Source organism: Novosphingobium sp. Fuku2-ISO-50 (genome assembly GCF_001519055.1).
Classification (GTDB): domain Bacteria; phylum Pseudomonadota; class Alphaproteobacteria; order Sphingomonadales; family Sphingomonadaceae; genus Novosphingobium.
On record NZ_KQ954286.1, the window covers coordinates 106,433 to 118,704 of the forward strand.

General features: G+C 63.9%; 10 protein-coding genes and 1 tRNA gene. 5 read left to right on the forward strand and 6 right to left on the reverse strand.

Translation table 11 applies throughout. The features are described 5' to 3' along the window. Positions 1 to 30: 30 nt before the first annotated feature. From infB to rimP, 4 genes are read right to left on the reverse strand one after another with little or no spacing between them, the layout of a single operon-like run. Positions 31 to 2,652: a translation initiation factor IF-2 gene (infB, locus tag AQZ50_RS03475; RefSeq protein WP_197412372.1), complete on the reverse strand. Its 2,622-nt coding sequence runs from the start codon at positions 2,650 to 2,652 to the stop codon at positions 31 to 33. Positions 2,653 to 2,657: 5 nt separating this feature from the next. Beyond that, entirely contained in the window at positions 2,658 to 3,521 is an 864-nt protein-coding gene (locus AQZ50_RS03480) for a DUF448 domain-containing protein (RefSeq protein WP_082703388.1), read from the reverse strand. Continuing rightward, entirely contained in the window at positions 3,502 to 5,157 is a 1,656-nt protein-coding gene (gene nusA, locus AQZ50_RS03485; RefSeq protein ID WP_067742726.1) for a transcription termination factor NusA, read from the reverse strand. The genes AQZ50_RS03480 and nusA overlap by 20 nt, the downstream gene beginning before the upstream one ends. 3 nt (positions 5,158 to 5,160) lie before the next feature. Further along, the gene (gene rimP / locus AQZ50_RS03490; RefSeq protein ID WP_067742729.1) at positions 5,161 to 5,721 is read right to left on the reverse strand and encodes a ribosome maturation protein RimP; all 561 of its coding nucleotides are present in this window, start codon (positions 5,719 to 5,721) and stop codon (positions 5,161 to 5,163) included. Positions 5,722 to 6,218: 497 nt separating this feature from the next. Between rimP and AQZ50_RS03495 the strand changes: the two genes are divergently transcribed. Continuing rightward, entirely contained in the window at positions 6,219 to 6,398 is a 180-nt protein-coding gene (locus tag AQZ50_RS03495; protein WP_067742732.1) for a PspC domain-containing protein, read from the forward strand. Between the two features lie 4 nt (positions 6,399 to 6,402). On the opposite strand, the gene AQZ50_RS03500 is transcribed toward AQZ50_RS03495, so the two are convergent. Further along, positions 6,403 to 7,191 carry a queuosine precursor transporter gene (locus AQZ50_RS03500; RefSeq protein ID WP_067742735.1) on the reverse strand — a complete coding sequence of 263 codons (789 nt, stop codon included), beginning with the start codon at positions 7,189 to 7,191 and terminating at the stop codon, positions 6,403 to 6,405. A gap of 168 nt (positions 7,192 to 7,359) precedes the next feature. On the opposite strand from AQZ50_RS03500, the gene AQZ50_RS03505 reads away from it, so the two are divergent. Genes AQZ50_RS03505 through AQZ50_RS03515 form a run of 3 tightly spaced genes read left to right on the forward strand, consistent with a single transcriptional unit; the run spans position 7,360 to position 10,193 of the window. Then, a complete protein-coding gene (locus tag AQZ50_RS03505) occupies positions 7,360 to 8,508 on the forward strand; it encodes a TauD/TfdA family dioxygenase (protein ID WP_067742738.1) in 1,149 nt (382 codons plus the stop codon). Continuing rightward, positions 8,505 to 9,242 carry a class II aldolase/adducin family protein gene (locus AQZ50_RS03510; RefSeq protein WP_067742741.1) on the forward strand — a complete coding sequence of 246 codons (738 nt, stop codon included), beginning with the start codon at positions 8,505 to 8,507 and terminating at the stop codon, positions 9,240 to 9,242. The genes AQZ50_RS03505 and AQZ50_RS03510 overlap by 4 nt, the downstream gene beginning before the upstream one ends. Next, positions 9,243 to 10,193, forward strand: a complete 951-nt coding sequence (locus tag AQZ50_RS03515) for a LysR family transcriptional regulator (RefSeq protein WP_067742742.1) — start codon at positions 9,243 to 9,245, stop codon at positions 10,191 to 10,193. On the opposite strand, the gene ggt is transcribed toward AQZ50_RS03515, so the two are convergent. Then, positions 10,142 to 11,896 carry a gamma-glutamyltransferase gene (gene ggt, locus AQZ50_RS03520; protein WP_082703389.1) on the reverse strand — a complete coding sequence of 585 codons (1,755 nt, stop codon included), beginning with the start codon at positions 11,894 to 11,896 and terminating at the stop codon, positions 10,142 to 10,144. The two genes, AQZ50_RS03515 and ggt, sit on opposite strands and share 52 nt — an antisense overlap. A 139-nt stretch (positions 11,897 to 12,035) precedes the next feature. On the opposite strand from ggt, the gene AQZ50_RS03525 reads away from it, so the two are divergent. Then, positions 12,036 to 12,112 (forward strand) — tRNA-Arg (locus AQZ50_RS03525). Positions 12,113 to 12,272 lie beyond the last annotated feature (160 nt).

A 12,272-nucleotide genomic window follows, 5' to 3' on the forward strand; every position in this document is an offset into this window, starting at 1 on the left:
GCCTTCCCCGACAAGGGAGGCAAGAGCGCCTTACAAAGTACGCGCGCGTTCCTCGACTTCAAAGACTTCGAGCATGTCGCCCGGCTTGATGTCGTTGGTATCCTGCAAGACCACGCCGCATTCGAGACCGGCGCGAACTTCGGCAACGTCGTCCTTGAACCGGCGCAGCGAGGCAATGATCGTCGCCGAGACGATGACATCGTTGCGGGTAAGACGCGCATTGAGGTTCTTGCGGATATAGCCTTCGAGCACGAGCAGACCGGCGGCCTTGTCCCGCTTGCCGGCGGGGAAGACTTCCTTGACCTCGGCGCGACCGACAACCGTTTCGATGCGTTCCGGACCCAGCTCGCCGGCCATTTCGCGGGCGATCTCGTCGGTCAGCTGATAGATCACTTCGTGATACTTCAGCCGCACCTTGTTGCGCTCGATCAGTTCGCGCGCCTTGGCATTGGGGCGGACGTTGAAACCGATGATCGGTGCGCCGGTGGCCTGGGCCAGCGTCACATCGCCTTCGGTAATCGCGCCGACGCCCGATTGCAGCACGCGCACCTTGATCTCGTCGGTCGAGAGGCGGTTGAGCGCGTTGACGATCGCTTCGGTCGAGCCCTGCACATCGGCGCGGATCACCACCGGATACTCGATCACGGCTTCCTTGGCCTTCAAGGCAGAGAACATCGTGTCGAGGCTGGCCGGGGCCGAAGCTGTGCGCTTGTCGTTGGCCTTTTCCTGGCGATAAGTCGCCACTTCGCGAGCGCGCGCCTCGTTTTCGACGACGGTCAGGGTGTCACCGGCCATTGGCACGCCGCCGATACCGAGCACTTCGACCGGCAGCGACGGGCCGGCGGCCTTGAGCTGACGCCCCTTGTCGTCAAGCATCGCGCGCACGCGGCCCGACTGGGTGCCGACGACGAGAATATCGCCGACTTTCAACGTCCCGCGACGCACCAGCACGGTGGCCAGCGGGCCCTTGCCCTTGTCGAGCTTGGCCTCGATCACCGTGGCTTCGGCCGGGCGATCGGGGTTTGCGCGCAGTTCGAGCAATTCGGCCTGCAGCAGGATCTTTTCGATCAGGGTATCGAGCCCGGCGCCGGTCTTGGCGGAGACTTCGACATCCTGCACGTCGCCCGACATTTCCTCGACGAGGATTTCGTATTCGAGCAGGCGTTCGCGGATCTTCTGCGGATTGGCTTCGGGCTTGTCGGCCTTGGTGATCGCTACGATCATCGGCACGCCCGCAGCCTTGGTGTGATTGATGGCTTCGACCGTCTGCGGCATGATTCCGTCGTCGGCGGCGACCACCAGCACGACAATGTCGGTAACATTGGCACCGCGCATGCGCATTTCGGCAAAGGCCTCGTGGCCCGGCGTATCGAGGAAGGTGATATAGTCACCGCCCTTGGTCTTGATCTGATAGGCGCCGATATGCTGCGTGATGCCGCCGGCTTCGCCGCGCACCACATCGGTGCCGCGCAACGCGTCGAGCAGGCTGGTCTTGCCGTGATCGACATGGCCCATGATCGTCACCACCGGCGGACGCGGCTGCAACGATTCCTCGGTATCGACGTCGACACTCGAATCGATGTCGACATCGCTGTCGCTGACGCGGACGATATTGTGGCCGAAATCGGTGACGAGCAGTTCGGCGGTGTCCTGATCGATGGTCTGGTTGATCGTGACCATCACACCCATCTTGAACAGTGCCTTGATCAGGTCGGCTGCCTTTTCCGCCATGCGGTTGGCCAGTTCCTGGACCGTGATCGCTTCGGGCACGACCACGTCGCGGACCTGCTTTTCACGCACATGCTGCTGCCCGGCGAAATGGGCGCGGCGTTCCTTTTCACGGGCCCGCTTGAGCGCGGCGAGCGAACGCGCCCGGGCGCCTTCGTCTTCGTTGAGCGCGCGAGTCACGGTCAGCTTGCCCGCCTGACGACGGTCATTGGCATTCTTGTCGCGCGGCGCGTGCGCGGGTTTCTTCGCGGCGGGCTCGGGGCGCTTGACCGGCGCAACCGGGGTAAACCGGCGCGGCGCGGGGGCTACGGGCGCGGCTGCGGCCTGGGTGGGCGCAGCCGGTGCAGGCTGAGCCGCTGCGGCCTCGGCGGGCGCCTCCGCTACGGGCTGCTCGGCCACAGGCGCGGGCGTTGCAACAACGGGCGCGGCTTCGACGGCTGCCGCTTCGGGCGCGGAAGGGGCTTCGGCGACGGGGCTCGGCGCCTCTTGCGCAGGGGCTTCTTCGGCACGGCGCTGTTCTTCGATGCGACGACGGGCTTCGTCGGCAGCGCGCTGGCGCTCTTCCTGTTCGCGGCGATTGGCGGCCTCGAGCGAATGCAGGCGCGCTTCTTCGGCTTCGCGCAGCAGGCGCGACTGCAATTCCTGACGCGTCTCGCGTGAGGCGGTCGGAGAAACCGGCGGCGGCGGCGGCGGCGTCGGGCGTGCCACCGGCGGCGGCGGCGCGGCGGGCTGCGGCGCGGCGACAGGCGCTTCGGGCGCCCCGGCTTCGCCCGGACGCGGCATGATCTTGCGTCGCTTCACCTCGACCACCACCTTGTTGGTGCGACCGTGGCTGAAGGTCTGCTTGACCTCTCCAGCCTCCACCGAGGTCTTCAGACCCAGCGGCCTGCGGCCCAGTGTCGGCTTTTTGTCGCTATCGCTCATCGAACTCATTCGCCCTTCGTATCAATTCCGTCATTCGCTGCCGCCACGCTGATTGTGTCAGCGGCAGACGCATAACCGGCAGGTTCGCACCCGAGAAAATGCTTGAGGCGCCCGAGCAGCCCTGTCACGCGCGCGGCGGCAGCGGCATCGGTCAGCGCCAGGTGAACGACGTTGTCGCGGCCCAATGCCACAGACAACGCCGCCCGGTCCAGCGGCAAGATGACACCTTTCATTCCGGTGCCTTCTGCCATTTCGCCCACGCGCCAGGCCTGGGCCAGTTTCCCCGATCCGTCATCGCCGGCATCGCTGGCGTGGGCGAGGAATTTCACTGTCCCGCTGCGCGCGGCATTGGCGATCTTTTCAGTGCCCAGAACCATGATTCCGGACCGCAGTTCAACGCCAAGCCGGTCGGCCAGCGCCCTGCGCAACGCGGATTCGATCCGCGCACCAAGATTTGTGGGAATGGAAAGCGGCGAGCCCTTGAATGCCCGCGCCAGCGCGCCTTTGAGCTTGCCCTTGGCAATCGCCTGATCAAGCTCGTCGCGCGTTACCCCGATCCACGCCCCCCGCCCCGGCGCACGCGCCAGAACATCGGGCAGGACATCGCCATCGGGCGACAATGCCAGGCGAATCAGCCCGTCGCGCCCGTCATGGCGCCCGGTCAGAATGCATTTGCGCTCGGGCACGGCAGGGCCGCGCGCCGGGCCAAGCGCCGGAATCGGTTCGCCCGTATCAGCCGAAGCGCCCGATCCTTCCAGACCACCGCGTTCGGCTTGCACAGTTCCGCTACCCCCGCCCCGGCGCGATGCCGGGCTGCGGGTCTTGGCCCTCGGATTGGCCGTCAGCGAGTCATTGCGAGGATTCCGCATCGGCGGCCTCCCCGGAAAGGGGCGCATCGGCGGCCGGTTCGTCTTCGAACCAGTGCGCGCGTGCGGCCATGATGATCTCGTTGCCCTGTTCGTCGTTCAGGCCATATTCGCCCAGCACACCGCCACGATCTTCGCTCCGTTCGGAGCGTTCGCGGCGATCGGGACGTTCGGTGTTGTTGCTGCGACGGCGCTGCTCGGTGACTTTCTTGCGCGTGACAAGCTCGTCGGTCGACAAGTCGGCGAGATCGTCGAGCGTCTTGATCCCGGCCTTGCCCAGCGTGACCAGCATGGCCTCGGTCAGGTGCGGAATCTCGGCCAGCGCATCTTCGACACCCAGCGCGCGACGTTCCGCACGCTGGCCTTCTTCGCGCCGTTCAAGCGCTTCGAGCGCACGATTCTGCAATTCGCCGGCGAGTTCGTCGTCGAAACCGTCGATGTTGGCCAGCTCGCTGATGTCGATATAGGCGACTTCTTCAAGCTCGGTGAACCCTTCGGCGACCAGCAGCTGCGACAGCGTTTCATCGACATCGAGTTCTTCCTCGAACGTCTTCGAACGCTCGGTGAATTCCTTCTGACGCTTTTCCGAGGCCTCGGCTTCGGTCATGATGTCGATCGCCGACCCGGTCAGCGCCGAGGCAAGGCGCACGTTCTGACCGCGACGACCGATCGCCAGGCTGAGCTGGTCATCGGGAACGACGACTTCAATGCGGCTTTCTTCCTCGTCGATCACCACGCGGCTGACCGTTGCGGGCTGCAGCGCATTGACCACGAATGTCGCGGTGTCTTCGCTCCAGGGAATGATGTCGATCTTTTCGCCCTGAAGCTCCTGAACCACCGCCTGAACGCGGCTGCCCTTCATCCCGACGCAGGCGCCGACCGGATCGATCGAGCTGTCGCGGCTGATCACGCCGATCTTGGCGCGGCTGCCCGGATCGCGTGCGGCGGCCTTGATCTCGATGATGCCATCGTAGATTTCGGGCACTTCCTGCGCAAACAGGCGCTTCATGAAATCGGGGTGTGCGCGGCTGAGAAAAATCTGCGGGCCGCGATTGGTGCGTTCGACCTTCATGATCAGCGCGCGGACGCGCTCGCCAACGCGGGGCACTTCGCGCGGGATCTGCTGATCGCGGCGGATCACGCCTTCGGCGCGGCCAAGGTTGACGATGACATGGCCGAATTCCACCGACTTGATCACCCCGGTGATCACTTCGCTGACGCGGTCCTTGAATTCCTCGAACTGCCGATCACGCTCGGCGTCGCGGACTTTCTGAAAGATCACCTGCTTGGCCGACTGCGCATCGATACGACCGAGATCGACCGGGGGCAGCGGATCGACGATGAAATCGCCGATGGCCGCGCCGGGCTGCAGCTTTTCGGCCTGCTTGAGGTCGACTTGCTTGAAATAGTCCTCGACGTCCTCGACCACTTCGACGACGCGCCACAGGCGCAGATCGCCGGTACGCGGATCAAGCTTCGCGCGGATGTCGTTTTCGGCGCCATAGCGGTTGCGCGCCGACTTCTGGATCGCTTCCTCCATCGCCTCGATGACGATCGATTTGTCGATCATCTTCTCGCTGGCGACCGCGTTGGCGATCGCCAGAAGCTCGGCGCGGTTGGCAGAAATCGCACTGGCCATGGATTAGTCTTCCTGTTCCTCGACGATGTCATCCGCTCCGGTCATGTCGATCGGGCGGGAAGCGGCTATCAGCTTGTCGGTCAGGACAAGCTTGGCTCGGGTGACGAGAGCGAATGGCACTTCATATACCACAGCATCCTCTTCGACCGAAATCGTGTTTGTCGCCGGATCGAACCCGACCAGATCGCCCCGGAACCGCTTGCGCTTGTCAATCAGTTCGGACAGTTCGATCCGGACTTCGTGTCCGATCCATGCGGCGAAATCCTTGGGCCGGGTCAGCGGACGGTCGATCCCCGGCGAGCTGACTTCCAGCCGATAGGCGCCGTGAATCAGCACGTCGCCCGCAGCTTCCATAATATCGAGCCGGTCGGAAACGCGGCGCGACAGCTCGGCACATTCCTCGATCAGCAATTGCCCCGTCTCGGGCCGTTCGGCCATGATCTGGAGCGTGTGCTCCTCATCGCCGACTTCGCTCTTGCCGAACAGCGCGACGCGCACGAGATCATAGCCCAGCGCACGCGCTTCCGGCTCAACAATCTCGATAATCCGCGCAATCTCGGCCATTCGTACTCCTGAGCGTGTCCCTGTACAGGGAAAATCCCGAACCCATGCAAAACCCGACCCATGCAAAAGCAGTGCGGCGCCGGTGCCGTGTGGCGCCAGCCTGACCTTGCTTTCACAATGTCGGGATTGATCGGCGAGATAGGCGGGGAATTTGCGAAAGGCAAGAGCAAAGCGGCGTCTTCACCAAATTGGAACAGGACCAATCATCGGCGCGATTTGCGATCCATTGGCGCAATTTCCCGTGCATCGACGCCATCCTATCCGCCAGCCCCGCGCAATTGCGCGCTTTTCCCCAATTGGCACGGGCTGTGCAAACCATCGGCCAGTTCCACTACGAACGTTCCAGCACAAACGGAAAGTGAACCCATGAAAACGCTTTATTGCCTCTGCGCCGCGCTCGTCCTTTCGCTTTCGCTGATGGCCGCGACTGTCGTCGTGCCGCTCGGCGCCACGCAGATCATCGCCTGATCGCGGCCCTGTAGATGGAGCACACCCCCATGAGTACCCGCTTTCACCTCGACCGCGCCAACGGCAAATTCCTGGGCGTCTGCGCCGGTATCGCCGCGCAGTTCGGCTGGGATCCGATGCTGGTCCGCGCCGCCTTTGTCATCGGCACACTGGCCGGATTCGGCTCGGCGATCCTGATCTATCTCGCCATCGCCCTCATTGCCGATTGAACGATCAAACCGCGTCGGTACGCGCAAAGGGGGAGAAATCGGTGTTGGTGTCATAGACATCGACCCCCTCGCGCCGTTTGAGGAATGCGACGATCCAATAGGTGAACGGGGTCAACAGGATTTCCCACAGCACCTTGAATGCCCAGTTGGTGATCATCACGGTGATCACTGCGGCATGGCTCCAGGTGCCGAGGAACGCAATCGGATAGAACAGCGCACTGTCGACCGCCTGGCCAAAAATCGTCGAGCCCCAGGTCCGGGTAAACAGCCAGCGCCCCTGAGTCATGACTTTCATCCGCGCCAGCACAAACGAATTGACGAATTCACCGGCCCAAAACGCGATCACCGACGCCGCGACGATCCGCCAGGTGCTGCCGAACACCGATTCATACGTGGTCTGGCACAAGGCACCCTTGGAATGGGCCGCCAGGAAATCGGCAAAGCGCGGATCGCTGCTCGATGCGCAGCCCCAATCGGCCGAGGGCGGCATGGCGACGACGACATAGCTCATCACCGCCATGAACAGCATCGCGAAAAAGCCCATCCACACGCAGCGCCGGGCATTGGCATAGCCATAGACTTCGGTCAGCACATCGCCGAGCACATAGGAAATCGGGAAAAACAGGATGCCCGCGCCAAACGTCCATCCCCCCATTTGCGCCAGCTTGGCCGCGCCGATCAGATTCGACAGCAACAGGATGCCGACAAACGCCGCCATCATGTAATCGAAATAGCGGAAATGGCGGCGGGCACTGGTGGTGCCGTCGATGCGCGACAAGTGGGGATCGGTCATGCGCGCAAGGTTAACCGCAATCCCGCGACCGGCAAAGCGCCCTTTTTGGGCAGTACAGCTCCCTTCAGCATAACCATCAGGTTATGGTGCGATCATCTTTTCGCAGCTTGAGCTTGCCGACCGGGGCGCTACCATCGGAGGTGAAAATCAGCCGAAAGATCCCTGAACATGGCTACCCTGACAGTATCGCCCCCGCCCGTCCTGCACGACACCGGGCTGGACATCACGCTTGACGACGGCCTGTGCCATTACTTCAATTACTATTGGCTGCGGGACAATTGCGCGACATCGTTTGATCCCGAAACGCGCGAGCGCCTCTATGACATCTTTGCCGAGCCTGCCCCGCCGCGCGCCGCCGCCGCGATGATCGACAATGACTCGCTGGTCATCGACTGGGTGCAGACAGCCCCGAACGCCGCCCATCGCTCGACCTACCCGCTGGCCTGGCTGGCCGCGCATGCCACAGCCAGGCCGCGCCCCGATCCGGCGATCCTGCCGCGCCGATATTGGTTCGCCGATCATTATCCCGCGATGGCGCGCTTTGGCTTCGATGCGGTCCGCACCGACCGCGAGGCGCTCAAGGGCTGGGTCCACGCGCTGCTGACCGAGGGCGTCGCCATTCTTGGCGGCATGCCCGACAGCGACGCGGCGCTCGAAACGGCGGCCAACCTGATCGGCTTTCCCCGGCCAACCTTTTTCGGGGCCTATTTCGACGTTCGGCTCCATGTCGATCCCGACAACGTGGCCTATACGGCCAAAGCCCTGGAACTGCACACCGATGTCCCGGCCGAAGACCTACCGCCCGGCGTGCAATTCCTGCATTGCCGCCGCAATTCGGTCGAAGGCGGCGAAAGCCTGTTTGTCGATGGCGCCGCCGTCGCGGCCGAATTTCGACGCGCGCATCCGGCGGATTTTCGCCTGCTGTGCGAAACCACGGTGCCCTTTTACAACGAGCATGACGCCTACGACATGCGCGCGCGCCAGCGGGTGATCGAACTCGACGATCGGGGCGACATTTCCGGCGTGACGATCAGCCAGCACATGGCCGATGTTTTCGATCACGATCAGCGCTTTCTCGATGCCTATTATCCGGCGTTCTGCCGCTTTGGCCGCCTGTTGCAGGATCCGCGCTTTGTCATGCGCTTTCGCCTGAATGCGGGCGAATGCATCGTGTTCGACAATCATCGCATCGTTCATGCCCGCGCTGCCTTTGTCGCCGAAAGCGGCGAGCGCCATTTGCGCGGGACTTATACCGACCGCGGCGAATTGCGCAGCCGCTGGCGCAAGCTGTCAGGCGAAGGGCGGTTTTCGGCATGAGCGACATTCTCGACGAGGGCGCGCTGCGCATCGATCTGGCCGCTGCATTTCGCCTCGCCGCGCGGTTTTGCTGGCATGAATCGGTCGGCAATCATTTCAGCGCGGCGCTGTCGAGCGATGGCCGCCGCTTTTTGATGAACCGCAAGTGGCGTCCCTTTGCCTCGATCCGTGCGGGCGATCTTCAGGCGCTCGATGCCGACGATCCCGACGTGATGACCCGGCCCGATGCCCCCGATGCCTCGGCCTGGTGCATCCATGGCAATGCCCATGCCCGCGTTCGCGAGGCAAAGGTCATCCTGCATTGCCACCCGATCGCGGTGACCACGCTGTCGACGCTCGCCGACCCGCGCCTCTTGCCGATCGATCAGAACACCGCGCGCTTTTTCGGGCGCCACGCGGTCGATCTCGAATGCGGCGGGATTGCCGATCAGGACGAGGAAGGCATTCGCATCGCCGGAATGCTGACCCGGGCGCCGACGCTGATCATGGCCAACCATGGCGTCACTTGCGTTGCCGCAACCGTCGCCGAAGCCTTCGAAAACCTCTATTTCGTCGAAAAAGCGGCGGAAACCTTGCTGCGCGCCTATGCCACGGGCAAACCCCTGTCGGTGATGTCCGACGCGATTGCCGAACGCACGGCGCAAGGCTGGGACGCCTATCGCGGCATGGCCTTTGCCCATTTCGATCATCTGAAATCGCTTCTCGACGCCGAGGATCGCTCGTATCGCGATTAGATGAGCGCGACCCCGCCCCTTCCCCCGTTGCGCCTGCTGTCTGTGTTTGAGGCGGTGGCGCGCCATCGCAGCCTGTCGCTGGCCGCGCGCACGCTCAATGTGACGCAGCCCGCGATCAGCAAGTCGTTGCGCGATCTCGAACAATGGATCGGGGCGACCTTGTTTGACCGCAACCGCCGCCCGCTCGCGCTCACCGAAAGCGGCGAAGTGCTGCTTGGCGCGACGCGCGAAGGTCTCGGCCTGATCGCCGATGCCTTGGCGGAAATCGGGCGAATCAAGGCCGCGCGCGAGGGAGCCTTGCGCCTGTCATGCTCGATCGGCTTTGCGACTTATTGGCTGATGCGGCGGCTGTCGGCGTTCAGCGCGGCATGGCCCGACATTGCGGTCAGCGTGATGACCACGCCGCACGATGCCGCGCCCGATGCGCCGCATGCCGATGTCGGGTTTCGCTATGGCCATGGCCGCTGGCGCGATGGCGACGTGATCCGCCTGTTTCAGGAATGCATCGACCCGGTTGCCAGCCCCGAATTCATGGCCGGGCGCACGTTCCCCGGCCCGACGCTCGACGGTCTTGCGCTGATCCATGTCGATGTCGACGCGGCGTCATGGCGCAGCTGGGCGGGCTATTGCCAAACGTCGGGGGTGGCGCGCGGACGCGGCGGCGACATCCGCTTCAACAATTATGTGCAGGCAACCCAAGCCGCGCTCGGCGGCCAGGGCGTGATGCTCGGCTGGCGCTCGATCACCGGCGACCTGGTTGCCGAGCGACGGCTCGTTCCGATCGGCCTGCCCCCGGTCGAACCCGAAGACGGCGCCTATTACGTCGTCGTGCCGCCGCGCAGCGCGGGCAATCCGGCAGTGGCGCGGTTCATCGAGTGGCTGGCCCGGGAAACGCGCGATCAGAACCCGATCGCTTCGCCATCCTTGCGCGGGTCCGACGCGCCGCGATAGGCGCCGGTTTTCGGGTCGATCATGATCGCCTGATACCCGCCCATGTCAAAACCGTTGGCGGAATGGACATCGTGGCCGCGCGCCTTGAGATCGGCGCCGATCGCATCGAACAACTGGCTTTCGAGTTGCAGCCGGTTGGTGCGCTGCGCATGGGCAAAGCGCGCGGCATCGCCCGCCGCCTGCGCATTGGCGCCAAACAGCAACATGTTGACCAGCACTTGCGCCTGTCCTTGCGCCTGCTGATCGCCATACATCACGCCGAACGAGGCAAACGGCTTGCCCTCGCGCGTCACGAAGCCGGGGATGATGGTGTAGAAAGGCCGCTTGCCCGGCGCGATCGTGTTGGGGCTGCCGGGTTTGAGCGTAAACGCCGCCGCGCGGTCATTGAGCACAAAGCCATAGCCCGGCGCCGTCACCCCAGAGCCGAAGAAATTGTAGACCGAGTAGATGAACGAGACGACATTGCCCTCGGCATCGGCGGTGGTGATATAGGCCGTCCCGCCCAGCGGTTCTTCCGAAGGATCGAGCGCGGCGGCATGGGCCATCGAGATCCGGCTGCATTGCTGCGCGGCGTATTCCTTGGAAATCAGCATCGCGACCGGAACTTTGGTAAAGTCGGGATCGCCGTTGTATTTGCGCAAGTCGGTATAGGCGACTTTCTTGGCCTCGACCATCAAATGCCAGAAATCGGCCGATTTGGGATTGATGCGGTCGGGCGTGAGCCCCAGCCGCGCCGGGCATTGTTCGATCAGGTTCATCAGTTCGAGCACGGCGAACCCTTGCGTGCTCGGCGGCATTTCGTGGATCGTATAGCCGTTGAACGTCGTGCTGATCGGTTCGACCCAGCTCGCATGGATCCGGTCGAAATCGGCCATGGTAAACAGACCGCCGCTCTTTTGCGACTTGGCGACGATCGCCCGGGCGATCGGCCCCTTGTAAAACGCGTCGCGCCCGCCTTCGCCGAGCAGGCGAAAGGCCTTGGCCAGATCGGGATTGCGGAAAATGCTGCCCCAGCCCCATGCTTTGCCATGATCGAGATAGATCGCCGCCGTATCCGGATCCTTGGCGAGCAAATCGGTGCTCATCGCCCATTCGGTGCCGATCCGCTGGCTGACCGGAAAGCCCTGATCGGCCAGCCGGATGGCCGGCGCCAGAACCTCGCGAAAGCCGAGGCGCCCATATTTGCCCAGCAACGTCGCCCAGCCATCGACCGCGCCGGGCACAACCGCCGACTGAATGCCGTCTTCCGGCATGTTCGCGCCAAAGGCCTTGCGGTAATGCTCCGCCGTCGCCGCCTGAGGCGCCCGGCCCGAGGCATCGAGCGCGACGAGGCGATGCTCTTTGGCGAGCCAGGCGATAACGAACATGTCGCCGCCCATCCCGGTCGCTTCGGGCTCGACCACATTGATCGCCGCCGCCGTCGCCACCGCCGCGTCGAATGCATTGCCCCCGGCATGAAGCACTTCGATCCCCGCTTCGGCCGCCAGCGGCTGACTGGTCGCGACCATGCCGTTGCGCGCCATGACTTCCGACCGGGTCTGCCCCAGCCACCCGGTCGAGCGGTCGCCGCGATAGGCGTCAAACGAATCATGCCCCGGATCGCCGCTGTCCTGCGCCTGTACCGGCACCGTGAACACCAACCCGGCGCCGGTGCCGATCAGTGTCAGACATCTGGCAAGCGTCCGAACAAGCGGCGGCATCATGCATCTCCCCGTGCGATATGGGCGACAGACTACCGCGCCCGCCGGGAGAAAACAGCCATCATCGCATCGGCGCGCGACAAAGGTGCCGAAAGACCCCTTTGCAACCCCCGCGCTCCCGCACTATGGCGCTGATCAGCGCGCGCCCTTAGCTCAGCTGGATAGAGCACCGGCCTTCTAAGCCGGTGGCCGCTGGTTCGAATCCAGCAGGGCGCGCCATTTTGCCCATGCCCCCATTTTGTCCATGCCCCCATTTGGCCCATGCCTTTTGTCGCGTTTCGGGCTCACCAAGGGCCCGTTGCGCCGTAATTCCAGCCGCTCGGCCGACCTTGCGGGCGACATGGCCATGGCTTGCCGCCGGAAATCTGCTAGTCGCGTC

Coding starts and splice junctions, on each gene's coding strand:
- AQZ50_RS03510 (WP_067742741.1), top strand. CDS start 8,505: ATGAGCGACATTCTCGACGAGGGCGCGCTGCGCATCGATCTGGCCGCT.
- AQZ50_RS03500 (WP_067742735.1), bottom strand. CDS start 7,191: ATGACCGATCCCCACTTGTCGCGCATCGACGGCACCACCAGTGCCCGC.
- rimP (WP_067742729.1), bottom strand. CDS start 5,721: ATGGCCGAGATTGCGCGGATTATCGAGATTGTTGAGCCGGAAGCGCGT.
- AQZ50_RS03480 (WP_082703388.1), bottom strand. CDS start 3,521: ATGCGGAATCCTCGCAATGACTCGCTGACGGCCAATCCGAGGGCCAAG.
- AQZ50_RS03515 (WP_067742742.1), top strand. CDS start 9,243: ATGAGCGCGACCCCGCCCCTTCCCCCGTTGCGCCTGCTGTCTGTGTTT.
- AQZ50_RS03495 (WP_067742732.1), top strand. CDS start 6,219: ATGAGTACCCGCTTTCACCTCGACCGCGCCAACGGCAAATTCCTGGGC.
- AQZ50_RS03505 (WP_067742738.1), top strand. CDS start 7,360: ATGGCTACCCTGACAGTATCGCCCCCGCCCGTCCTGCACGACACCGGG.
- infB (WP_197412372.1), bottom strand. CDS start 2,652: ATGAGCGATAGCGACAAAAAGCCGACACTGGGCCGCAGGCCGCTGGGT.
- ggt (WP_082703389.1), bottom strand. CDS start 11,896: ATGATGCCGCCGCTTGTTCGGACGCTTGCCAGATGTCTGACACTGATC.
- nusA (WP_067742726.1), bottom strand. CDS start 5,157: ATGGCCAGTGCGATTTCTGCCAACCGCGCCGAGCTTCTGGCGATCGCC.